Genomic DNA, 23,264 nt, shown 5'->3' with positions numbered 1-23,264 from the left:
CTTCTGCCTTCCTGGCTTGCCGGGGTGCCTTTCAGCCTGGCCCGTCGAAGTGGTGCGCATTCTAGAGATTTCCGCTCAGCCGTCAACAGGTTTTTTCATAAAACTTATCGTTTGGCGAGTTATTGAGCATTTAAGGCATTAAACGTCCATTTTTGCTACTATTCTCCTGTTCAAACAGTGGAAAAGAGTGAAATGAGCTTAGGATTTTATAAAGAGGCCTACCCGAAACTTGGGCAAAATTGCTATGTCGATGAGAGTGCCGTATTAAAAGGTGATATCAAATTAGGCGATGACAGTAGTATTTGGCCATTGGTTGCTGCACGAGGTGATGTTAATCATATCCGCATTGGTGCTCGCACGAATGTTCAGGATGGCACCGTGTTACATGTAACGCGGAAGTCGCCACAACATCCAGCCGGTTACCCGCTAATAATAGGTGATGATGTCACTGTGGGTCATAAGTGTATGTTGCATGGCTGCACCCTAGGTAACCGCATATTAGTGGGAATGGGTGCAATTATTATGGACGGCGCCATAGTGGAAGATGATATTTTTATCGGAGCAGGCAGTTTAGTCCCACCTGGTAAAACCCTGGAATCAGGTTACCTGTATGTCGGCAGCCCGGTGAAGCAGGCCCGCAAGCTTAACGACAGTGAGCTGGCGTTTCTTAAACAGTCCGCTATTAACTATGTAGAGTTAAAAGAAGATTATCTGGCTCAGGATTGAGCCAGCATATTCCTTAATGCCTGACGAACCGGCTGGGTGTCGGGCATTACTCCCCGCCATAAATAGAAACTTTGCGCCGCCTGCTCAACCAACATACCCAGACCATCCAGGGTCACACTGGTTCCTTGCTGTTGGCACCAAAGATTAAACGCCGTGTCTTCTTTGCCGTATACCATGTCGTAGCACACCGGCTTATTAGCTATATAAGCAGCATCTATGTTCGGGGCATCACCGGATAAGCTCGATGATGAGGCATTGATAATAAGATCAAAGGTAGTATGTGGAATATCATCCAGGCCACTGCCGGTCACGCTGGCAAACGAAGCAAAGTGCGTAGCAAGATTTAATGCTTTCTCTGCAGTACGGTTAGCAATATGCAGTGAGGCCGGGGTTTGTTTCAGAATAGGCAACACCACGCCACGGGTTGCTCCACCTGCACCAATGATCAGGATCTTTTTACCTTGCAGTACCACATCATGAAATAGCAGGTCCTTTACCAATCCGATGCCGTCAGTATTGTCACCATACAGTTTCCCTTCTTTATAAATAAGGGTATTCACCGCACCTGCCTGTTCAGCCGCTTCCGACAGTTGGTCAGCCAGCTTGTAAGCCTGCTCTTTAAAAGGAACCGTCACATTCGCGCCCTTCCCTCCAGAGGAAATGAAGGCACGGATGGTATCCGCAAAACCATCAAGGGGTGATAAGATCGCCGAATAATCCAATGATTGTCCGGTTTGCTCGGCAAACATCTTGTGAATAAAAGGTGATTTGCTATGGGCGATGGGATTACCGAAGACAGCGTATTTATCCATGGTACTTAAGAAAATGACAGACTGGCTGGGGAGCCTAACCCAGAAACAGGCCAACGACAAACCCACCAGTTTGTACGACATGATTGGGGGCGAGCAAGTAACAGCCCGTTTGTGCCATTGCTTCTACGATATTATGCAGACAGACCCCAAAGCAGCAGAACTGCTGGCTATTCACAAAGCGGATCTGACCGAAACCCGCCAGAAATTTTTTGAATTCATGAGTGGTTGGCTAGGTGGGCCGCCGCTGTTTGAGCAAAAATACGGCCATCCCAGATTAAGAGCCCGCCATTTACATGCGCCGGTCAACGGCCAGATGATCAGCCAATGGCTATATTGTATGAATCTCGCATTAGAACAATGCGTTGAAGACAAAAGGCTGCGACAGGTTATCTGGCAGAATTTGGTGCCTTTGGCGCAGCATATGAAGAATCAGGATTAAAGATCAGCCAACCAATCCACAGGTTTGAGGTAATGCTGATATAACTGCTCCTCCCTGCTTCCAGGTAATGGCCTGTAATCATATTCCCAGCGAGCCAGTGGCGGCATGGACATCAGGATTGACTCTGTGCGGCCGCCGGTTTGCAAGCCAAACAAGGTACCACGGTCGTACACCAGGTTGAATTCCACATAGCGACCACGACGGTATAGCTGAAATTCACGTTCCTGCTCACCAAAAGGCATTTGTTTACGATTTTCAATGATAGGCACATAGGCATCCAGATAGCCATTCCCCACAGCCTGCATAAAGGCAAAGCTCTTTTCAAAGCCCCATTCATTCAAATCATCGAAAAACAATCCGCCTACGCCACGAGTTTCATTGCGGTGTTTGAGGAAAAAATAATCATCGCACCATTGCTTGTACTTAGGGTAAACGTCATCGCCAAAAGGTAGGCACAAATTACGGGCAACACTGTGCCAATGTAGTACATCTTCTTTGAAAGGATAAAAAGGCGTCAGGTCAAAGCCACCACCAAACCACCAAACCGGCGCCTCTCCCTCTTTTTCTGCCACAAAAAAACGTACATTGGCATGGGAGGTGGGCACAAAGGGATTATGAGGATGAATAACTAACGAGACCCCCATGGCCTGGAAGCTGCGTCCGGCTAGTTCAGGTCTTGCCGCCGTGGCGGAAGGCGGAAGCTGGGTACCGAACACGTGAGAGAAGTTCACTCCGCCCTGCTCTATTACTTGTCCTTTACGCATTACCCGGGTACGACCACCGCCACCTTCTTCACGTTGCCAGTTGTCTTCGACAAAATTCCCTTTGCCATCGACCAGCTCAAGTGTTTGGCAAATGCTGTTCTGCAAGCCGAGTAAAAATTGCTTTACCTGCTCTAAATTTACATTGGACATTGTTTGTTCCTACGCTCTGATAACCTGGCCGGTCAAACCATGCCGGATTTGAGTGGGTTGGGCCTGTTCTCCAACCTGAGCTTGAATGATTTGTACTTTTCCGCCGAATTCCTGTTCCACTTCTGCCACTGTTCTGGCCGGCTCATGTCCCGCCAGATTGGCACTGGTAGATACCAACGGCTTACCGAGAAAATCACACAAGGCACGCACCACAGGGTGAGCTGTCACCCGCACGGCGATTAATGGCGAGCCGCCAGTAATCCAATCTGGTGCTTTAACGGATTTAGGTAACAACCAGGTATTTGGTCCCGGCCAACTGGATACAATTTCCGTGCGGCGATCCATAGGGATGGCATCGTCCTTGACGTAGGGCAATAGCTGGGAATAGTTGCTGGCAATTAAAATCACGCCTTTTTCCACGGGCCGCTGCTTTAAGGCCAAAATTTCCATCACGGCTTGTTCGTTATCAGGATCACAGCCCAGGCCAAAAACCGCTTCGGTTGGATAAGCAAAAATCCCCCCCTTATCAAAGGCGATTTTTAATTCTGCATCAAAGTTCAAGACAGGATTTTCCATACTAGGTCTACCAGTGTGCCGGCATATTAATACAAGTCCGCCGAAGTGCAATGCTGCTTAACCATCCGCTTCCTTGTGCTGACACGCCTTCTGAGGGCAAACCAATGCATGCCCCTTACGCATCATAATAGGCCAACCACAAGCTGAGCAGCTTTTGGCCACGGGAGGATAATTCAGCAAATAACGACATTCAGGATAGCCATCACAGGCAAAAAAGTTCTTCCCGTACTTATTTGTACGCCTGTGCAGCTTGCCAGTATTACATTGTGGGCAGCTAACCAGACTTTCCTGTTTCTGCTCCAGTTTTTCTATATGGTGGCACTGGGGGAAGTTAGTACAGCCGATGAACAACCCAAACCGGCCTTTCTTCACCGCCAGAGGTGACTGACACTCGGGACATAAAGCCCCGTCGATCACCTTCACTTCGTGACTTTGATATTCGTGTAAAGGTTTACTGAAATGACAGGCTGGGTAGCGACTACAACCAAGAAACGGCCCGCTCTTCCCAGAGCGGATTTGCAGCTTGGCCTGACACAGCGGACAATCTCCGTAGGCATGCTGTAAAGCATGTTCGTCGGCGTTAAATAAGGAGTGATCTATCTTTGACATAAGCGGATTATGTCATATTCAAAGCTCGCTTAATATCTAAGCGTTGTAGATAGGCAGCATCTCTAATGCAGAGGGCCTTCGGGCTCCTCAAACAATAAGTCTTCCATCTGCGCGTAGGCGTTTTCCTTGCCAGGTACATTAAACAGCACCATCAGCACCACCCACTTGAGATCTTCCAGGCAAAACTCGGCAGCGTCGATCTCCATCACCCTATCGATAACCATTTCACGGGTGCTGGCATCCAACACTTTGATTTGCTCAAGGAACATTAAAAAGCCACGACACTCAACATCCAGCCGCATCTCCTCTTCCTGGGTGTAGATACGGGTAACCGGCATTGCCGACATATGCGCCAGATAAGGATTGGTGTCAGACTCCTGTAATGCCGCCAGCTTTTCCAGCCAGGACAAAGCTTTGTAAATCTCATCATGATGAAAACCTGCTCGCACAAGCTCTTCGGTCAACTCGTCCTGGTCGACACGAATTTCGGTTTCACTGTGGATGAAGTTTTCGAACAGATACATGAGGATGTCAAACATACTATTTTCCCCTCAACTTAACGTAACCACCGGGGACGGCAGCTACCAGGCCACGCAGCTCATATTCTAATAATTGTGCAAGCACTTGTGTCACCGGCAGGCCGCTGCGCTGTGCAATCACATCAATAGATGTGACTTCAAATTCTACACTACCCAACAATAGATCCTTTGCCAAGCCATTCTCGTCACTTTTTTCCGACCAAGCTATGCCTTGATTTTTCTGTCCTAGAGCAAGATTTTGATATTCTTCGAGAATGTCTTCAACACATTCCACCAGCTTAGCTCCCTGTTTGATTAAATAATGACACCCCTGGGCCAGAGGATTTTGAATACTGCCCGGGATCGCAAACACATCCCGGCCTTGTTCCAGGGCATATCTGGCAGTAATCAAGGAGCCACTGCGAATCGCCGCTTCGACCACCAAGGTACCTAAACTTAAACCGCTGATAATACGGTTACGCCTTGGAAAATGCTCAGCCCTCGCCCCCAATTGCGGGGCGAACTCCGATAACAGGCAACCATCGCTGTCACAGATCTGCTGAGCCAACCCCATGTTCCTACGGGGATAGGGTTTCGCTAGTCCAGAGCCCAAAACCGCAATAGTCTGGCCTCCAGCTTTGAGCGCGCCCTTGTGCGCCCAGCCATCAATGCCAATAGCTAAGCCACTGGTCACGACCATTCCAGAGGAAACCAATTGAGCCGCTAACTCAAATGCAACTTGCTGACCGGCTGGCGTGGGGCTGCGGCTGCCAACTATGGCCACCTGCGGTTGATTAAGTAGAGCTAAATCACCCTTGCCATATAAAATCAACGGAGGTCGAGACAATTGTTTGAGTTTTTCCGGATACGCTTCGCAGGAGCGAGTCAGAATAAAATGCCGTGGAGAGCTGTGCAGCCAGCTCAGCGCATCTTCAATCCATGCTTGGTTCGGTGTTTTGAGCACCGCAATCTGCTTGTCGTTCCATCCTAACTGGCGTAGCTGATGGTCTTCAAGCTCTAAAAGCGCCAACAAATTGTTTGGCGCTATCTGCTCTACTCGGCCGAGCTCAACAGAACCCAGCCCAGGCACCTGTTCCAATACTAACCAGGCATATAATTCCTGCTCACTAGACATGCGGTTCCCTGCATTGTCATAAGGGCCTAAGGATGTGCGACTAAGGCACCTCTTTTGATGATATTGGAGGCTTTAACAATCAGTCCATAACTGGTGTTTTCAAACACCCTGAACACCACCAGCTCACCCACTTTTATAGGTGGGGCAATAACCACATCTTCATCCTCAGCCAGCCCGAACAACCAATCAGTGCTCTTTGCATAACTAGGCTTGTCGCTGGTATCTAGGTTCGGACCAGGTAAATAGATACCCATCACCGTTCCTGCAGCAATATCATCGCGCTCGCCAACATCCAACACGACAATATCCAACTTGCCCATCAGGTTGTGCTCACGAAGATTACCTATGATATGTCCACGCATGCCTTCAGCGGCTTGCAGTTCAAGATCCTGCCCGTCTGGCAATAATGTCCGAGACCCGAGCCTGTCACCTTGCACCGCCTCAAAATTAGCATCGCGTAAATTAACCAACATCAGACGATCTTGCTCTGTTGGTAATAAGCTGGCGTCTGCAACATGACGAACCTGCACACCAATAATATTATCTTGCATGTCACGAATAACGCCTTGCTGACGCAACAACATCATCTCTTGCTCAGTCTCACCATACTCACCGACCACCAAATCACCTGTCGCATAGCGAATACCGCCATCGTAGTCACCCAGCAATTTAGGTAAGGCCTGATAAGCCTCTTCAGACATAACCAACCCATTCTCTATAAAAGGTTGTATGACAGTCCAGGGCAATACCGGGATGGGTGTGAGAGATTTATCGACCCGCTTGCCGCTTGGTGACAGCTTAATGACGCTCTTGGGTTCTGAAGTGCGACTCATCACCAGCACAGGCTGGCCATCCGCCCCCCATTCCAGTCTCAGTTCGTCACCAGGATAAATCAGATGAGGATTTTTAATTTGGCTGTTATGACGCCAAAGCTCAGGCCACTGCCAGGGTTGCTCTAAATAAAGTGACGAGATATCCCACAGGGTATCCCCTTTTTTCACTGTATAAACTGCGGGTGCATCGGGCTTCACTGTCACTGCCATACACCAGGCAGGAAACAGGCATAGCCACACTAACCATTTAGACAACTTAAGTCGCATAACTCCCCCAATGAGCCGACCATCACAAACACGCGCCATTGCGACAGGCTTACGGACGCTGATTCATACCTTATCAAACGGACCGGCTATTATTTTTTACTGGCGATTGGGCTAGAATAACCGTTAAAGCCAAGTATTAAATAGCCATTTATGGCAATTCGTATGAGAATCCATATGCTTGGATCCATTAACTAGTGTAGCTGAAGATATCAATGGCCAAATTAGAAGTTCTGCGTTTTCCCGATGAGCGTTTACGCACCGTCGCCAAGCCCGTGGCAGAAGTCAATGACGAGATACGCAATCTCGTTGACGACATGTTTGAAACAATGAAAGCCGAAAACGGCATTGGGTTAGCCGCCACCCAGGTTAACGAACATAAACGCTTGGTGGTGATGGATGTGTCAGAAGACCAAGACCAGCCACTGGTGTTTATTAACCCGGAAATTACCGAAAAACACGGCACCACCGTAAGCGAAGAAGGCTGCTTGTCTGTCCCCAACAATTACGCCAAGGTAGATCGCGCCGAACGCATCAAGGTCACCGCCCTGGACAGGGATGGTAAAGAATTCACCCTTGAAGCTGAAGGCTTATTGGCCATCTGTATCCAGCACGAACTGGATCATCTTCGTGGTGTGTTGTTTGTTGACTACCTGTCCCCTCTTAAACGTCAACGTATTCGCAAAAAGCTGGAAAAAGAAGCCCGTCTGTTAGAAAAAGCCTGAGGTTCCGTTGAGCACTAGATTGAAAGTTATTTTTGCCGGCACGCCCGATTTTGCAGCACGGCATCTACAAGCGCTGTTGGATTCATCCCACGAGGTCGTTGCAGTTTATACCAAGCCTGATCAACCTGCGGGCCGGGGGAAAAAACTCCAGGCCAGCGCAGTCAAACAATTGGCTCAGCAACATGAACTCCCGGTGTTTCAACCCGAAACCCTGAGAGCTCCAGAAGCCCAACAGCAGCTTGCTGATTTAAAAGCGGATGTCATGGTAGTGGTCGCTTACGGACTTATACTGCCGCAGGTCGTGCTGGACACACCTAGGTTGGGTTGTCTTAATGTACATGGTTCATTGCTGCCAAGGTGGCGGGGAGCCGCGCCGATTCAACGTGCAATTTGGGCAGGTGATCAGCAAACCGGCGTCACTATAATGCAGATGGACAAAGGGCTGGATACCGGTGCCATGCTACAAAAAGCATCGCTGCCAATCACAGCCACCGACACCAGTGCCAGCTTGTACGAAAAACTGGCAGAGCTTGGTCCCCAGGCCTTGGTAGATACATTGGCGAAGTTGGAAACCCTCGCAGCAGAACCCCAGGACAACGACCTGGCTAACTACGCAGAGAAGCTTTCCAAAGAGGAAGCGCGCTTAGATTGGCATACCAGTGCTGAACAGCTAGAGCGTAATGTTCGCGCCTTTAATCCCTGGCCGGTTTGCTTCTTTGAATTAGACGGCCACCCCGTCAAAGTATGGCAAGCCAGTGTAGAACCGAATAAGGGCACCCCAGGAGAGATCCTTGAAGTAAGCAAACAGGGTATTTTGGTAGCAACCGCAAAACAAAGCTTGCGCTTACAAGTCATCCAGTTACCCGGCAAGAAGGCCATGCCTGTTGCGGATATATTGAATGCCAGAAAAGACCTGTTCGTCACCGGAAATCAACTGCATTGAAAGCGTCAACTTTAAGAGCAGATATCGCTCGCACCCTCTTCCAGGTATTAGAGCAAGGTCAGTCGCTTCGGGAATTGATGCCAGCCTTGCAAGCCAAGCATAAAGAACAAGATCGCGCTTGGCTGCAAGAGATGTTGTACGGCGTATTGCGCCAGTTACCCCTGCTTCAGTTCTGGCTTCGACAGCTGCTGAACAAACCTCTCAAGTCCAATCAAAAGGTTGTGGAACATCTGATTCTGTTGGGTTTCTATCAGCTGGCATTCAGCAGGGTTTCCCAGCATGCCGCGGTGGCCGAAACCGTGGGTGCCTGTCAGGAGCTCAGATGCCCCGGACTCAAAGGTCTGGTTAATGCCTGCCTGCGTAATTTTATCCGTCAGGATATGCAAGCCATGCTACCCGACGATGCACAAATTCGTTCGGGGTTACCTAAGTGGCTGTTCCGAAAACTCCAGCAAGCCTATCCCGAGCAATTGGATGATTTGTGTCTGGCGACCAATAGTAAGGCGCCAATCTGGCTGAGAGTAAATCAAACTCGGGTGACAAGAGCAGAATTTTGCCACGCATTGGACGAACAAGAGATCCAATATACATTGCCGGATGACTTCCAGCAGGCCGTTCTCTTAAGCAAAGGCTATGACCTAACCCAGCTCCCAGGATACCAGCAAGGTTGGTTTGCCGCTCAGGATGGCGCCGCTCAACAAGCAGCTACCCTGCTGGCACCACAAAGTAAAGAACGCGTACTGGACGCCTGCGCAGCACCCGGCGGAAAAACCTGTCACTTGTTGGAACAACAAGCAGACATTAAGTGCTTGGCGTTGGACAGCGATGCAAGTCGTTTACAACGGGTAGAAGAAAATCTGCACCGGCTTGGTCATCAGGCTCAGATAGTATGTGGTGATGCCGCTGAGCCTTCTGCCTGGTGGGATGGTGAACTCTTTGATCGTATTTTGCTTGATGCGCCTTGTTCTGCAACTGGCGTTATCCGCCGTCACCCTGATATCAAATGGCTGCGCAAAGGCACCGACATTCCCCCGCTAGTCGAATTACAAGGGAAAATATTAAAAGCAGTCTGGCCAATGCTGAAGCCCGGCGGCACCTTGCTATATGCAACCTGCTCAATTCTGCCCGAAGAGAATCGAGAACAAATTAAGCAGTTTTTAGCCAACCAAGCCGATGCGTCACTTTCGCCTTTGCATGCGCAAGACAATGCAAGCAACCCTGGCTGGCAAATCCTGCCAGGCGAAAAGCAAATGGATGGTTTCTACTATGCGAGACTGATAAAGTCATAGCAGAACATAGACTTAAGGCTTCAAGCCAGCATTTTGACCAACATTAAGAACCGCAAACTATGAAGATCATCATTGTGGGTGCCGGTCAGGTAGGGGGAACCCTAGCCGAGAACCTGGTAGGTGAAAAGAACGAGATCACCGTCATTGACTCGGATTACGACATTTTGCGCAACCTGCAAGATAGACTGGATCTGCAGGTTGTGTCCGGGTTTGGCTCTCATCCTGATGTACTCAAAAAAGCCGGAGCAGAAGATGCCGATATGCTCATCGCCGTCACCAACAGCGATGAGACCAATATGATGTCCTGCCAGGTTGCGCACACAGTATTTAAAACGCCAACTAAAATCGCCCGCATCCGTTCAGAGCAGTACTTAATGTACCAAGAGCAACTGTTTAAACACTCTGATGTGCCGGTGAATCACCTAATTGCCCCGGAACAGTTGGTAACCCGCTCTATCAAGCGATTGATAGACTACCCTGGTGCGCTACAGGTCGTAGAATTTGCAGAAGGTAAAGTGAGCCTAGTGGCGGTTAAGGCCTATTATGGGGGTTTATTGGTTGGCCATGCCCTATCAGCTCTCAAGGAGCACATGCCCAACGTGGAAACTAGGGTGGCGGCTATCTATCGCCGTGGCAAACCCATTCGTCCTCTGGGCACCACTGTTATTGAAGCCGACGATGAAGTGTTTTTCATCGCCGCCACTAAGCATATCCGTGCGGTTATGAGTGAGTTGCAAAAGCTGGAAGCCAGCTATAAACGCATTATGATTGCCGGAGGTGGTTTAATTGGGGCCGGATTAGCCAGACAGCTGGAAGAAAAACACCAGGTAAAACTGATAGAGTTTAATCAGGACAGGGCCAAATACCTCTCCTCCAACCTGAAAAAGACCATAGTGTTTTGTGGTGATGCATCCGACCAGGAATTATTGCTGGAAGAGCAAGTAGAGCAGATTGATGTGTTTATCGCCGTTACCAATGACGATGAAGCCAATATCATGTCAGCCATGCTGGCCAAGCGTATGGGTGCGCAAAAAGCCATGGTGTTGATTCAGCGCAGTGCTTATGTGGATCTTGTTCAGGGTGGGGAAATAGACATAGCCATCTCACCACAACAAGCGACCATTTCAGCCCTGCTGACCCACGTCAGACGCGGCGATGTAGTAAACGTTTATTCACTTCGACGCGGCGCAGCGGAAGCCATTGAAGCCATCGCCCACGGCGATGCCAACACATCCAAAGTGGTGGGCAAAGCCATTAACGATATAAAACTTCCGCCGGGGACAACCATTGGCGCCATCGTGCGCAAAGACGAGGTGATTATTGCCCACGGTGATACTGTCATAGAAGCAGACGACCACGTGGTATTGTTTCTGGTCGATAAAAAGTTTATCAGTTACGTGGAAAAATTGTTCCAGCCCAGCGCCTTCTTCTTTGGCTAAGGCTGCGGGCTGCGGGCTGCGGGCTGCGGGCTGCGCAGCATCAGATTTCAAACAGCAGAAAAGAAAAAAGCCCTAAACTTGCGTTTAGAGCTTTTTTCGAGAATTGGTGCCCAGGAGAGGACTTGAACCTCCACGGCCTTGCGGCCACTAGCACCTGAAGCTAGCGTGTCTACCAATTCCACCACCTGGGCGAGAAGTGCGCGTACTTTATTGAGTCAGGTCCTTATTGTCAACACCCCGTTTGAACTTTTTATGTTGTTCGCACACTTTTACGCCACAACGCTTAAGTTCTAACCTGCGACTTGGGGAAATGTGGTGATACGGACTGACGAATTTCATTCCCCCACACAATGGCTTGGTTGAACAAACCGTGCAACATCTTCTGACTCAGATCCAATTCGCCAGATAACTTAATTAAAGCCAACCAGTTAGCACTTTCAAACGCTCTGGCCAGACTCAGGTAATTACGCAGGCGCCCTTCCTGCCCACAGAGCGCTAATTTAATCTCTTCATCAATGGGGAGTTTTTGCACTAGGTTATCCATACTTTGATCAAGTAAGGCATCTAGCAATGAGAACAGCCCAACCAGGAAGCCTTTGGGTGGATTATCCTGGTCTTTCTTCGCCTGGCTAACCAACTCGCAAAACTTAGCCCGCACCAGGGAAAGATGCAGCAATTCCATCGGCTTTTCCTCGCCCATGTTTGCCAACGCCAGGATAGAAATAAACTTTTTCAGTTCGATCTCCCCTAAGTAATTCAGGGCGTGGCGCAGCGAAGAGATCTTGTAACGCTTGTTAATGGTGGGGTTATTGATAAAACGCAACAGCATATAGGACAGGCCAACATCCCGTTCAAAAATGGCGTTGACCCGTTCGAAGTTAAAATCGCGACTACTGCTTTCCTGCAGCAGTTCCAGCAATGCCAATTTGGAGGTGGGTAAATTACGCTGGCGAATCACCTCGGGCTTGGCGAAAAAGAATCCCTGAAAATAATCAAACCCTAAGTCACGGAAGCGATTAAAGTCCTCATAGGTTTCCACTTTCTCGGCAACCAACTGAACTTTAGCCTGCTTAAACTTTTCAATATTGCGGGCAATGGTCTCGTAATCACTACGCAAGGTATCAACCTTGATAATGTCTACGTAAGGTAAAAACACATCCCACTTGGGATCAAAGTTATGGTCGTCCAACGCCAACTTGTAGCCCATATCTTTAATCTGCTTACACGCCGCCACCATACTGCTATCAGTGGGCACCGTCTCAACAATTTCCACCACCACAGATTCGGGATCCAACATACTGGGGAAACCATGTAATAGGGTTTCTTTGTGGAAGTTAATAAAAGAAGTTTTATGACAAGCAATATCTTCCAAACCCAGCGTCAAATGGCTGCCGGTCAATATCTTGGACGTGGCTTCATCCGGACGAATATCAGGGAAGCAGTTCTTTCTGCCATCTCTGAACAGCAATTCATAGGCATAGACATTCCGGTCACTGTCCAGAATGGGATGGCGGGCTATATAAGCAAACATAAGTTAACCCCCAGAGGCTCCGTTTCTTGGTTGGTCCATTGAGCCCGTTTGTATGAAAAATGTAAACAATCAGACTCTATCAGATAGCGGTGATAAAACCAGCGTTTCCACTCAGTCGCTGGCATGCTCTGTCCTTAGGATACTGTTAAAACCCTGTCAGCTTCGCCAAAACGTCGGCGAAAACAGTACCAATAAAGAGAAGACCTCCAAACGCCCAAACAACATGGCTAATACCAACCACCACTTCCCTGCATCAGTGACATCGGCGAAATTGGCCGCTACAGCCCCTAACCCAGGTCCCAGGTTATTCAGGCAGGCCGCCGTTGCAGAGAAGGCGGTGATATTGTCCATGCCGGTGGCAACTAACGCTATCATAATAATTAAAAAAACCAGGGTGTAGGCCGAGAAGAAGCCCCACACTGCTTCAACCACCCGGTCTGGCAACGCCCGATCCCCCAGCTTTACCGAATAAATCGCTTTAGGGTGAATTAAGCGGTCGACCTCTCTTCTGCCCTGCAAAAATAGCAGCAGCACACGTACTACCTTCAAGCCACCACCGGTTGAACTGGCACAGCCACCGATAAAGCTGGCGAAGATAAGTAAAATTGGCAAAAAGACCGGCCAGTCTGCAAAACTGTCTGTGGCAAATCCCGCAGTAGAACTGATCGAAACAGCGTGAAACAAGGCCTGATCCAGCGCAGTTTCTACATCTGCATACCAATTATGGGCTGTCAATGTGACGAAACAAATAGCCACCAGCACAAATTGAATCAGGAAAAACGCCCGTAGTTCCGGGTCATGCCAATAGGCTTTTAAGCTACGATTGCTAAAGGCGTTGTAGTGCAACGCAAAGTTAAGTGCAGATACCCACAGGAACGCCACACAAACCAGGTTGATGGCCGGGCTGTCGAAATGACCTAAACTCGCGTCATAATTAGAAAAGCCACCAATGGCAACAGTGGAGAATGCATGGCAAATAGCGTCAAACCAATTCATCCCAGCCGCCCAATACGCCACCATACAGGCAATGGTCAATCCCAGGTAGATAAACCATAGATGCTTCGCCGTGTCGGCAATTCTGGGCGTCATCTTAGAATCTTTGACCGGACCGGGAATTTCAGCACGATAAAGCTGCATTCCCCCTACCCCTAATATCGGCAGAATGGCCACGGCCAGAACAATGATTCCCATGCCACCAAGCCACTGTAATTGCTGACGATAGAATTGTACGGCCTTGGGCAGATAATCAATCCCCTCAATGACAGTTGCCCCAGTGGTGGTTAATCCAGAAAAAGCCTCAAAAAATGCATCGGTCACAGACATCTGTGGCTGTTCAAGCAATAAGAAAGGCAAAGCACCAAAACTGGCCAGTACCGTCCAGAACAAAGCGACAATCAGAAAGCCTTCCTTTGCTCGCAGTTCATTACGATGGGCTCTATTGGGATACCAAGCGAGAATACCTGTGACCAAACACAGGAAGAACGCCAGCATAAAGGGTAATCCCCCACCATCGGCGTAAATCAGAGAAACCACCGCAGGCGGAATCATGGTAACGCTGAACAAGGCAACCAGCAGGCCGAGAATCCTAATTATTGTACGGTACTGCATATTTTCCTTAGCTAGTTACCTTCGCTGAGTGCTGCTCTAAGTACTTCAAGAGCTGCAGATAATCATCCGCCACATAACAGGCAATTTGCTCCAGACAGGCTGGCGGCGCACCTAATTTAGCATCATGCAAAAACACAATGTCCTTGCCCTGTGCCATAGCAAGAGTTACATCGCTTGCTAATTGCCGAGTATCGGCTTCGCTCCCCAATGCAAAGACAACCCAGTCCGCACTGCTTAGCAGAAAACTATTGATGCTCTGCCGTAAGCGCTCCCCTAAGATATTATCAATCTGCATCTGGCCGGATTCAGCATTGTCCTGCAGAGCATGGAAGAAATGCAACGGCAACGCCAAATTCAAGGCCGTTTCACGTATTTCCCCCTGTAGATGAGGCCGAAAACCCACCAAGTAAACACGCCGATACATAAGGAGTTGATTGGTTTCATGATCAATACCCAATTATTGACCGACTGAGATCAAATCAAAAGCCCCAATTTCAGTTCCCTTACCCGGCGACAAGTGAAAAAGTTTCTTACAAGGCACAACTGGTGCAACTATTCAGACACACATACACTAGCCAGATCCCTACCCTACGGAGAATAGGATGAAAAAAATAGCAATATGGAGTCTGTTGGCAGCCATTGCCGTGCCAGTTCTGGCCAGTCCGGTCACGGATAACGTACAGACGTTCAGCCTGGAAAACGGCATGAAGTTTTTAGTGCTGGAAGACCACTCAATACCTAACGCAAACTCTTACTTGTTCTGGCGAGTAGGGTCACGTAACGAATATCCGGGTATCACCGGCCTGTCACATTTCTTTGAACATATGATGTTCAATGGAGCGAAAAAATACGGCCCCAAGGAATTTGACCGTACCATGGAAGCCGCAGGCGGCAGCAACAATGCCTATACCACGGAAAATCTGACCGTTTACACCAACTGGTTTCCGGCCGAACAGTTGGATTTAATTTTCGAACTTGAAGCAGACCGAATCGAACACTTAGCCATTGACCCGCAAATGGTGGAAAGTGAACGAGGCGTAGTCATTTCAGAGCGCTCTACGGGGCTGGAAAACTCAAACTTTCGCGCCATCTGGGAAGAAGTGAAAGGCAGTGCATTTCGCGCTCACCCTTACAGTTGGTCAGTGATCGGCCATGAATCTGATATAGAAAACTGGTCTTTGCAAGACCTAGTGCAATTCCACAAAACATACTATGCCCCCAATAATGCCGTAATGGTTGTCGCTGGTGATGTCACAGTGGAAGAAGTAAAGAAAGCGGCGACAAAACATTTTGCCGCCATACCAGCACAAACCCCGCCGCGTGAAGTACATACTATTGAGCCACCGCAAAAAGGTGAACGCCGGGTTTATTTGCACAAAGCCTCGGTATCCAGTCCAAATCTAATGATGGCATTTCACGTCCCCAACTCACGACATGAAGACTACTATGCGCTGTCCGTTCTAGCCGATATTCTGGCTACAGGTAATAGCTCAAGATTGCAAAGCAGTTTGGTCTTTTCTCAGCAGCTTGCCAGCGATCTCTTCGCCTACTTTCCCGAGTCCATAGACCCCAATTTGTTTTATATCTACGCGGTTGCCAGTCCGGGTAAAAGCGCCGAACAATTGGAAAAAGGCATCATCGCCCAGCTACAGGCGATAAAGAAAGACGGCATTACGGAACAGGAGCTGCAAAAAGTTAAAAACCGTCGCCTCGTAGACTTTTATCGGGAGATGGCCACCATCAACGGTAAAGCCAATACATTGGGCACTTACGAGATGTACTTTGGTGACTATCGAGCCCTGTTTGACGCCCCAACCAAACTGGAGGCTCTTAACGTAACCGACATTCAACGTGTCGCCCGCCAATATCTTAAAAAAGCCAATCGCACCGTTGGTATTCTGGATGCTCAGGAGGACAGCCATGAACAAGATTTATAAGCTAATCAGCTGTATTAGCCTGGTTTGTGTCAGCCTGAGTAGCTCGGCTGCAGATTTCAGTTTGCCTGATTATGAAAAGGTAACACTGCAAAACGGCCTGACCTTGTATTTGATGGAGCAGCATGAGGTCCCGCTTGTCGACCTGGTGGTGACGGTTAAGGCCGGGGCTATAGACGACAACAAGGCGGGGCTGGCTAAACTGACTGCAGCCAACCTGATACTCGGTACCCAGCAACTCCCCCGTGCCGAGCTGGAAGCCAAACTGGACTTCATTGGCGCACAACTGAACGCCGATGCCGAGCTGGAATACTCTAGTTTGTCAGCCTCCATGGCCAGTAAAGATCTGAGCCAGGTACTGAAATGGGTAAAAGACAGTCTGCTGACCCCAGCATTTGACAGCCAGGAGTTTGCCGGACACAAGCAGCGCTACTTAGCCAACCTGCAACAGAAAACCGAAAGCCCCAAAGCCGTTATTAGGGATTACTTCAATACGCAGCTATTCAAAGGACATCCCTATGCAAGCGAGATTGACGGTTCTCGCGCCTCGGTCGCAGATATCACACTGGCGGATGTGACAGCCTTTCATCAGCGCAGGTACACACCCGATAACACCGCGCTGATAGTCGCCGGCGATTTTGACACCAAACAGCTTAAAAGTGAGCTGAACAAGCTATTTGCAGACTGGCAAGGCAATGCTCCGGCTCGTGCACAACTGGTAACGCCGGCATCACCCAAGCAAGCCCAAGTCCTGTTGGTAGACAAACCTGATGCGGTAGAGAGCACCTTTATGATTGGCGGGCCGGGCATGGCAATGAGTAATCCGGACTATGTCGCCGTCAATGTTATAAACACCATCTTAGGGGGACGCTTTACCTCTTGGTTAAATGACGAATTACGGGTTAACTCTGGCTTAACTTATGGCGCCCGTAGCCGCTTTGAATCCCACCAGCAGGGTGGCAGTTTCTATATTTCCACCTTTACGAAAACCGATACCACCAAGCAAGCCATTGACCTGGCCTTACAGACCTATCAAAAATTATGGCAACAAGGCATTGATCAATCCACGCTGGAATCGGCCAAGGCCTATGTAAAGGGCCAATTTCCTCCCAACTACGAAACCTCGGCCCAGCTCGCCGCTCTGATGTCAGATATGTTTGTTTATGGCTTTGATGAAGGTTTTATCAACGGCTTTTCAAAACGGGTCAACGCGTTGACGGTAGAGAAGAGTCAAACGCTTATTGAACGCTACTTTCCTAACCACAACCTGCAATTTGTTGTTGTTGGTCGGGCTGAAAGTATTCGGGATTGGATGAAAGAATATGGTCAGCTAGAGCTGGTCAACATTCAGGACAGCGAATAATAGTCTGTAAGTCTCCGTAGCAATACGGAGACCTATCTAGCAAGCATCAATGAGAAGGCCGCTGCACTAGTTCCGTCTAGTAATCAGATAAGCGCAGCGCCTCGCCCCATCCAGTATATGCTCCCGGCGCTGCACATGATGCTCGTCACCTATGCAGATTTGGAACAATGCCAACTCTGATTGACAAAAACCGTCACAACAAGTCGCAGCGGCGCAAATCGGGCAGTGGTTTTCAATGAACCAATACCCTACGCCGGACTCTTCATACCAGCTGGCCATATAGCCTTCGCGATTACGTATCTGACATAAGCAATCCAGCTTGTCTGTCAAATCTGCCAAACCATTCATTTTCGCCAGATAATCCTGGCGCATGGTGGCTTCCCGTCGGGCAATAACCTGTTGCAGCCCCACTTCACCAAACTCTGCACGAACCGACTCAAGCAAGTGCACACTAAGTTGACCATGCATATCGGCAAAGCGCCGCTGCGCTGACTCAGTCAAATGCCAATATTGTTTGGGCCGCCCCACTTGAGCAGGCTGAAAAGAATGAGAAACCAGTTCATCGCCAGCCAACTGCAATAGATGCTGTCTTGCCCCCATAGCCGTTATCTGTAAAGCTTCAGCAAGCTCCTGAGCGGTCATTTCCCCTCTATGCTTCAGCAAGTACAAGATCTTATCGGCACGACTCTGCAACTCACACTCCTCATCGAAACGATAATAGGGTGTCAACCAACTTACTGATCCCCTGCGCGGCCTCGGCGATATTATTGGCTAACATATAGGCAGGTGTGGTTACCAACTTATGGCCTTCATCGACAACGACGTTTTCAACGTCACAATCCACGTGTTCAGCTCCCATGGCACGAATAGCGTCAGCGGTGCCCTTGTCGTTGCCTATGGTCAGCCTTACACCTTCAGGATAAACACGAGCCGCCACAGCTGGCGCAATACACATATAGCCAGCCGGCTTACCCAACTCGGCAAATTCACGGCACCCCCGCAACACTTCTGCTTGCACCTGGCAGTCTGCGCCCGCCAGGGCAAAGTCAGATAGATTCTTGGCAGCACCAAAACCGCCAGGGACCAATAATGCATCATAGTCACTAGCAACCAAGGCTGACACTGGCAACACTTCTCCACGAGCAATTCTGGCCGATTCCACCAGGACATTGCGCTGCTCAGCTTCCATCACATCACCAGTCAGATGATTCACCACATGTAATTGCGGCATATCAGGGGCAAAGCATTGATATGCAATCCCACGCTGACTTAATGCTAGCAACGTCAGCACAGATTCGTGGATTTCAGCTCCATCAAATACACCACAGCCACTTAATATCACGGCAACTTTGTTCATTTTCTGCTCCAGAGCGCAAGGAGACTCGCTTATGCAATTTGGTTAAAAAACACATAGCCAATCAATCTAAAAATTAACCAATCAGGGCTTTTCTTCACTCTGGGGTATGGTAGAGTAGCGTTCCGCCGGGGCCAAGTGTAAATTCTGTCTCCGCGCGTTATCCACAAAGGATTATAAGAATAACAACAGGTCTAGATGTCCCCTGTTTTAATAGCAAGCCAGTATTTTAAAGACTTTTGAGCATTTGCCGCTTTTCGGGCAATGTTCACGCCTGCGCAATAGAAAACTTCATCAACAAACTTATCCACAACATACAAAGACTGTGGATAAAGCAATGCATGGCTGAATGCCATCGCTTGTGGCATCCTTACCGGCATTCGCAAGCCAGAGCGCCTAAACATGTCAACACAACCTGCTTACCCCCTGATCCTAGTGGATGGATCTTCTTATTTGTTCAGGGCGTTTCACGCCATCAGGGATCTGTCTAATTCCAAAGGTCAGCCTACCAACGCCGTTTATGGCGTGATCAATATGCTTCGCAGCTTGATCAAGCAGTTTCACCCTACTCATATGGCTGTTGTATTTGATGCCAAAGGTAAGACCTTCCGAGATGACATTTATCCGGAGTATAAGGCCCACCGCCCGCCTATGCCGGATGATCTGAGGATTCAGATTGAGCCGATTCACGAGATCATTAAGGCCATGGGGCTTCCCATCATAGTGATCGAAGGCGTGGAAGCCGATGATGTTATCGGCACCTTGGCCAAACAAGCCAGTGAAGCCGGGATCCCAACGCTTATCAGCACAGGTGATAAGGACATGGCTCAGTTGGTTGATGAAAATGTGTCACTGATCAATACCATGACCAATACCCTGCTTGATCCTGCCGGCGTAGTGGAGAAGTTTGGCGTTCCCCCCGAGCTGATTATTGACTTATTGGCGCTTAAAGGTGACAAGGTCGACAATATTCCAGGCGTCCCTGGTGTTGGGGATAAGAGCGCGCTGGCTATGTTGCAAGGACTAGGGGGAATAGACGACATCTATTCCAACTTGAATGACATTGCTCAGCTTGAGTTTCGTGGTGCCAAGACCATGGCAGCTAAGATGCAAGAATATGAAACACAAGCCAAGCTGTCGTACCAATTAGCCACGATAAAAACCGATGTTCCATTACCCTTAAGGCCAGAGGAGCTAACACCAGGACAAGCCGATAAACAACAATTGGCAAGCTTGTTTGCAGAGATGGAGTTTAAACGCTGGTTAGAAGAACTGGCTCATGATGCACCGGCAGGCAAAGCAACTACCCCTTCAGCAAAGGCGGCTGATATTAGTTCGGATCAATATGAAACCATTCTGGATGAGACACACTTTGCCCGCTGGCTGGACAAGCTAAAAGCAGCACCACTAATCGCATTAGATACAGAAACCACCAGTCTGAATTATATGGAAGCAGAACTGGTGGGTTTCTGTTTTGCTGTTGCCCCCGGCGAAGCAGCCTACCTACCGATTGGGCATGATTATGTTGATGCACCTGAGCAGCTAGATCGGACCTGGGTATTAGCGCAACTGAAGCCGCTGCTGGAAGATCCCCAATGCTTGAAAGTCGGACAGCATATAAAGTACGACAAGAATGTATTAGCCAATCATGGCATCAATTTACAAGGCATTGCCTTTGATACCATGCTGGAATCCTATGTAAATAACAGCGTAGCAGGACGCCATGATATGGACAGCTTGGCGGAGCGCCTGCTAGGCCATAACACTGTCCACTTTGAAGATATTGCCGGTAAAGGTGCCAAACAGCTCACCTTTAACCAGATTCCGCTGGAACAAGCAGCGCACTATGCGGCTGAAGACGCCGATATCACGCTCAGACTGCACCAAACAATGTGGCCCGAGCTGGAGCAAGTTCCCGAACTTAAAGCGATCTTACAAGACATCGAAGTACCACTGGCCAGCGTCCTTTCCAAAATGGAAGTACAAGGTGTGCTGATAGACAGCCAAAAACTCAAGCACCAAAGCCAACAACTTGCCAGCCGAATTGTTGAACTGGAAAAACAAGTGCATGAACTCGCTGGCTGCGAATTTAACCTAGGCTCTCCCAAACAATTACAGGAAATTCTTTTTGAGAAAATGAATCTGCCGGTAATTAAGAAAACGCCCAAAGGCGTGCCATCCACCTCAGAGGAGGTACTGCAAGTGCTCGCCCATCAGTACCCGTTGCCTAAGCTGTTAATGGAATACCGTGGGTTAAGTAAGTTAAAGAACACCTATACAGATAAACTGCCCAAGATGATCAATCATCGTACCGGGCGGGTACACACATCCTACCATCAAGCCGTTGCGGCGACAGGCAGGCTGTCATCCACCGACCCTAACTTACAAAATATTCCAATCAGAACAGAAGAAGGACGCCGGGTCAGACAGGCTTTTGTTGCGTCGCCTGGCTACAAAATCGTGGCAGCTGACTATTCACAAATCGAATTGAGAATTATGGCGCACTTATCTGCCGACAATGGGCTGTTAACGGCGTTTGCTCAAGGCAAAGACATTCACCGTGCTACAGCTGCCGAGGTCTTCGGCGTGCCTTTAGAAGAAGTAACAGCAGATCAGAGACGCAGCGCCAAAGCCATCAATTTCGGACTGATCTATGGCATGTCGGCCTTTGGTCTGTCACAGCAGTTGGACATTCCTCGCAACGAAGCGCAGAGCTATATGGATTTATATTTCGAGCGCTATCCAGGCGTATTGAAATATATGGAAGCCACCCGTGAGCATGCCAAAGAACAGGGCTACGTCAGCACGGTATTTGGTCGCCGGCTTTATCTACCAGAAATTAAGTCCAGCAATGCTGCTCGACGCAAAGGCGCAGAACGAGCAGCCATTAACGCTCCCATGCAGGGTACGGCCGCAGATATCATCAAAAAGGCCATGCTGGAGGTAGACAAATGGATAAGTCAGCAGCCGACCGATGATGTACGCATGATTATGCAAGTACACGACGAACTGGTATTTGAAATAAAAGAACAGAAACTGGAAGAAAACAGGCAAAAAATCGTCAAACTAATGGAAGAGGCGGCGAGCCTTAACGTACCGCTAGTCGTGGAAGCTGGCAGCGGGGACAACTGGGAAGAGGCCCATTAGGGAAAATGCGCAACTCCACCAAATGTAATTAAATTACAAAAAGATCTTGCTTTTATCCGAAACGTGGTTATTATTCGACCTGTAGGGTACAGAGGTAAGATGTTCTATCTTTCAGACCTTTGCTTTAGGCCCCGGCTATGCCGGGGCTTTTTTTATGTTCAGGATGAACGGGACGAAAAACAGCTCCTGCGTTTTCGTCACTTCCGCCCTCCCTGGTGGTCGTATGTCGTGGGTTCATAGACGAACTGGAGCGGCGATGTCTAAAGCCCCTTTATCGAAGCGTCAAAACACACGCCAACGCTTTTTTATAAAAAGATCAATTTTCTTCTGAACTTTTCAAAAACAATGCCGTCTGAATATACGGTTTATGTGTGTCCCTGAGTTTGTGTCTGGCCCCGTCCTTTTGGATGGGGCTTTTTTTTGCAGATTGAAAACGAAGATCAGGAAGCGGGAGAAATTTCGGTAGGGGCTTGTTTTCCAGGTAATCCAAACCACTGATTAAGCACTTGTTCAACACTTTCCAGGCCCACACCAGTGAGTGAAGAAAAAGCATGCACGGTAACATCTCCACAAAATGCCAGGCTTGCTTCCCTAGCCATCAGCAACTGTGCTTTGCGTTGACCAGACTTCAGCTTATCGGCCTTAGTTAATAACGCCAACACAGGCAAATTGCTCTTCACCGCCCAATGAATTAGTTCCTGATCCAAATCTTTAAAGGGATGACGAATGTCCATCAACACAACAAGACCTTTAAGACTTTTACGCTGCTGTAGATACTCCCCCAGGGCACGCTGCCATTTTTTCTTCATTTCAACCGGTACCTGCGCAAAGCCGTAACCAGGTAAGTCAATCAGGCGGCGCTCGGTATCCAACTCAAAAACGTTGATCAACTGCGTGCGACCAGGCGTCTTACTGGTACGAGCTAAACCTTTTTGGCGAGTGATACGGTTTAATGCGCTGGACTTGCCAGCATTAGAACGGCCGGCGAACGCCACTTCTACGCCCTGATCCGCTCCCAGATGCCTGATATCCGGGGCACTTAATACAAATTTTGCATGGCTGTAATGACTCACATTGTCTCCCGACAGGCCGATTTGGCCCCAAA

Annotated in this window: 23 protein-coding genes and 1 tRNA gene; 9 read left to right on the top strand and 15 right to left on the bottom strand. The window is 48.9% G+C overall.

Annotated features, from left to right (window positions below):
* Nucleotides 1-192 precede the first annotated feature (192 nt).
* A complete protein-coding gene (locus IEX02_RS06125; RefSeq protein WP_188691653.1) occupies nt 193-726 on the top strand; it encodes a gamma carbonic anhydrase family protein in 534 nt (177 codons plus the stop codon).
* Here IEX02_RS06125 and aroE read toward each other — a convergent pair.
* A complete protein-coding gene (gene aroE / locus IEX02_RS06120; RefSeq protein WP_188691651.1) occupies nt 717-1,538 on the bottom strand; it encodes a shikimate dehydrogenase in 822 nt (273 codons plus the stop codon). The two genes, IEX02_RS06125 and aroE, sit on opposite strands and share 10 nt — an antisense overlap.
* 13 nt (nt 1,539-1,551) lie before the next feature.
* Between aroE and IEX02_RS06115 the strand changes: the two genes are divergently transcribed.
* Entirely contained in the window at nt 1,552-1,977 is a 426-nt protein-coding gene (locus IEX02_RS06115) for a group II truncated hemoglobin (protein ID WP_188691648.1), read from the top strand.
* On the opposite strand, the gene hemF is transcribed toward IEX02_RS06115, so the two are convergent.
* The 6 genes from hemF to IEX02_RS06085 form a co-directional block, all read right to left on the bottom strand.
* Nucleotides 1,974-2,891 carry an oxygen-dependent coproporphyrinogen oxidase gene (gene hemF / locus IEX02_RS06110; RefSeq protein ID WP_188691644.1) on the bottom strand — a complete coding sequence of 306 codons (918 nt, stop codon included), beginning with the start codon at nt 2,889-2,891 and terminating at the stop codon, nt 1,974-1,976. The two genes, IEX02_RS06115 and hemF, sit on opposite strands and share 4 nt — an antisense overlap.
* 9 nt (nt 2,892-2,900) lie before the next feature.
* On the bottom strand, nt 2,901-3,467 hold the full coding sequence (gene tsaC / locus IEX02_RS06105; protein ID WP_188691641.1) for an L-threonylcarbamoyladenylate synthase type 1 TsaC: 567 nt from the start codon (nt 3,465-3,467) through the stop codon (nt 2,901-2,903).
* 57 nt (nt 3,468-3,524) lie between these two features.
* Entirely contained in the window at nt 3,525-4,076 is a 552-nt protein-coding gene (locus tag IEX02_RS06100; RefSeq protein WP_188691638.1) for a topoisomerase DNA-binding C4 zinc finger domain-containing protein, read from the bottom strand.
* A gap of 62 nt (nt 4,077-4,138) precedes the next feature.
* Nucleotides 4,139-4,615, bottom strand: a complete 477-nt coding sequence (locus IEX02_RS06095; protein WP_102794820.1) for a DUF494 family protein — start codon at nt 4,613-4,615, stop codon at nt 4,139-4,141.
* A gap of 1 nt (nt 4,616) precedes the next feature.
* Nucleotides 4,617-5,729 (bottom strand): DNA-processing protein DprA, encoded by a 1,113-nt coding sequence (dprA, locus tag IEX02_RS06090; RefSeq protein ID WP_188691635.1) that lies wholly within the window; start codon nt 5,727-5,729, stop codon nt 4,617-4,619.
* Nucleotides 5,730-5,755: 26 nt separating this feature from the next.
* Complete coding sequence (locus IEX02_RS06085) at nt 5,756-6,829, bottom strand: LysM peptidoglycan-binding domain-containing protein (protein ID WP_188691634.1); 1,074 nt, start codon at nt 6,827-6,829, stop codon at nt 5,756-5,758.
* A 212-nt stretch (nt 6,830-7,041) separates the two neighbouring features.
* Here IEX02_RS06085 and def point away from each other — a divergent pair, with 212 nt between their 5' ends.
* Genes def through trkA form a run of 4 tightly spaced genes read left to right on the top strand, consistent with a single transcriptional unit; the run spans nt 7,042 to nt 11,222 of the window.
* Nucleotides 7,042-7,551, top strand: coding sequence for a peptide deformylase (gene def, locus IEX02_RS06080; RefSeq protein ID WP_188691631.1), 510 nt, complete (start codon nt 7,042-7,044; stop codon nt 7,549-7,551).
* Nucleotides 7,552-7,558: 7 nt separating this feature from the next.
* Nucleotides 7,559-8,494, top strand: a complete 936-nt coding sequence (gene fmt / locus IEX02_RS06075; RefSeq protein ID WP_188691628.1) for a methionyl-tRNA formyltransferase — start codon at nt 7,559-7,561, stop codon at nt 8,492-8,494.
* Nucleotides 8,491-9,783 carry a 16S rRNA (cytosine(967)-C(5))-methyltransferase RsmB gene (gene rsmB / locus IEX02_RS06070; protein ID WP_188691626.1) on the top strand — a complete coding sequence of 431 codons (1,293 nt, stop codon included), beginning with the start codon at nt 8,491-8,493 and terminating at the stop codon, nt 9,781-9,783. Before fmt ends, rsmB begins: the two co-directional genes overlap by 4 nt.
* Nucleotides 9,784-9,842: 59 nt before the next feature.
* Nucleotides 9,843-11,222, top strand: a complete 1,380-nt coding sequence (trkA, locus tag IEX02_RS06065; RefSeq protein WP_188691624.1) for a Trk system potassium transporter TrkA — start codon at nt 9,843-9,845, stop codon at nt 11,220-11,222.
* Nucleotides 11,223-11,326: 104 nt separating this feature from the next.
* On the opposite strand, the gene IEX02_RS06060 is transcribed toward trkA, so the two are convergent.
* The 4 genes from IEX02_RS06060 to IEX02_RS06045 form a co-directional block, all read right to left on the bottom strand.
* Nucleotides 11,327-11,413, bottom strand: a tRNA-Leu gene (locus IEX02_RS06060).
* A gap of 92 nt (nt 11,414-11,505) precedes the next feature.
* On the bottom strand, nt 11,506-12,753 hold the full coding sequence (locus tag IEX02_RS06055) for an EAL and HDOD domain-containing protein (RefSeq protein ID WP_188691621.1): 1,248 nt from the start codon (nt 12,751-12,753) through the stop codon (nt 11,506-11,508).
* A gap of 156 nt (nt 12,754-12,909) precedes the next feature.
* The gene (locus IEX02_RS06050) at nt 12,910-14,361 is read right to left on the bottom strand and encodes a TrkH family potassium uptake protein (RefSeq protein WP_188691620.1); all 1,452 of its coding nucleotides are present in this window, start codon (nt 14,359-14,361) and stop codon (nt 12,910-12,912) included.
* A 7-nt stretch (nt 14,362-14,368) separates the two neighbouring features.
* On the bottom strand, nt 14,369-14,785 hold the full coding sequence (locus IEX02_RS06045; RefSeq protein WP_188691618.1) for a hypothetical protein: 417 nt from the start codon (nt 14,783-14,785) through the stop codon (nt 14,369-14,371).
* A gap of 178 nt (nt 14,786-14,963) precedes the next feature.
* Here IEX02_RS06045 and IEX02_RS06040 point away from each other — a divergent pair, with 178 nt between their 5' ends.
* Both IEX02_RS06040 and IEX02_RS06035 read left to right on the top strand, forming a co-directional pair.
* Nucleotides 14,964-16,298, top strand: a complete 1,335-nt coding sequence (locus IEX02_RS06040) for a M16 family metallopeptidase (protein WP_188691616.1) — start codon at nt 14,964-14,966, stop codon at nt 16,296-16,298.
* Nucleotides 16,282-17,658 carry a M16 family metallopeptidase gene (locus IEX02_RS06035; RefSeq protein ID WP_229702078.1) on the top strand — a complete coding sequence of 459 codons (1,377 nt, stop codon included), beginning with the start codon at nt 16,282-16,284 and terminating at the stop codon, nt 17,656-17,658. Before IEX02_RS06040 ends, IEX02_RS06035 begins: the two co-directional genes overlap by 17 nt.
* A gap of 66 nt (nt 17,659-17,724) precedes the next feature.
* Here the strand turns inward: IEX02_RS06035 and IEX02_RS06030 are convergent, their stop codons facing one another.
* The 3 genes from IEX02_RS06030 to IEX02_RS06020 all read right to left on the bottom strand — a co-directional run bounded on the left by IEX02_RS06030 (nt 17,725) and on the right by IEX02_RS06020 (nt 19,368).
* A complete protein-coding gene (locus tag IEX02_RS06030) occupies nt 17,725-18,351 on the bottom strand; it encodes a helix-turn-helix transcriptional regulator (protein WP_229702077.1) in 627 nt (208 codons plus the stop codon).
* A 10-nt stretch (nt 18,352-18,361) separates the two neighbouring features.
* Complete coding sequence (gene elbB, locus IEX02_RS06025; RefSeq protein WP_188691612.1) at nt 18,362-19,015, bottom strand: isoprenoid biosynthesis glyoxalase ElbB; 654 nt, start codon at nt 19,013-19,015, stop codon at nt 18,362-18,364.
* A 191-nt stretch (nt 19,016-19,206) separates the two neighbouring features.
* Nucleotides 19,207-19,368 (bottom strand): hypothetical protein, encoded by a 162-nt coding sequence (locus tag IEX02_RS06020; protein ID WP_188691611.1) that lies wholly within the window; start codon nt 19,366-19,368, stop codon nt 19,207-19,209.
* A 46-nt stretch (nt 19,369-19,414) separates the two neighbouring features.
* Between IEX02_RS06020 and polA the strand changes: the two genes are divergently transcribed.
* Nucleotides 19,415-22,159: a DNA polymerase I gene (polA, locus tag IEX02_RS06015; RefSeq protein WP_188691609.1), complete on the top strand. Its 2,745-nt coding sequence runs from the start codon at nt 19,415-19,417 to the stop codon at nt 22,157-22,159.
* A 440-nt stretch (nt 22,160-22,599) separates the two neighbouring features.
* On the opposite strand, the gene yihA is transcribed toward polA, so the two are convergent.
* Nucleotides 22,600-23,232: a ribosome biogenesis GTP-binding protein YihA/YsxC gene (gene yihA / locus IEX02_RS06010; protein ID WP_188691607.1), complete on the bottom strand. Its 633-nt coding sequence runs from the start codon at nt 23,230-23,232 to the stop codon at nt 22,600-22,602.
* Nucleotides 23,233-23,264: the final 32 nt, after the last annotated feature.

It is taken from the genome of Bowmanella pacifica (assembly GCF_014645355.1).
Taxonomy (GTDB): Bacteria; Pseudomonadota; Gammaproteobacteria; order Enterobacterales; family Alteromonadaceae; genus Bowmanella; species Bowmanella pacifica.
The sequence above is the reverse complement of the archived record's forward strand: the minus strand, read 5'-3'. Positions and strand labels throughout refer to the sequence as shown.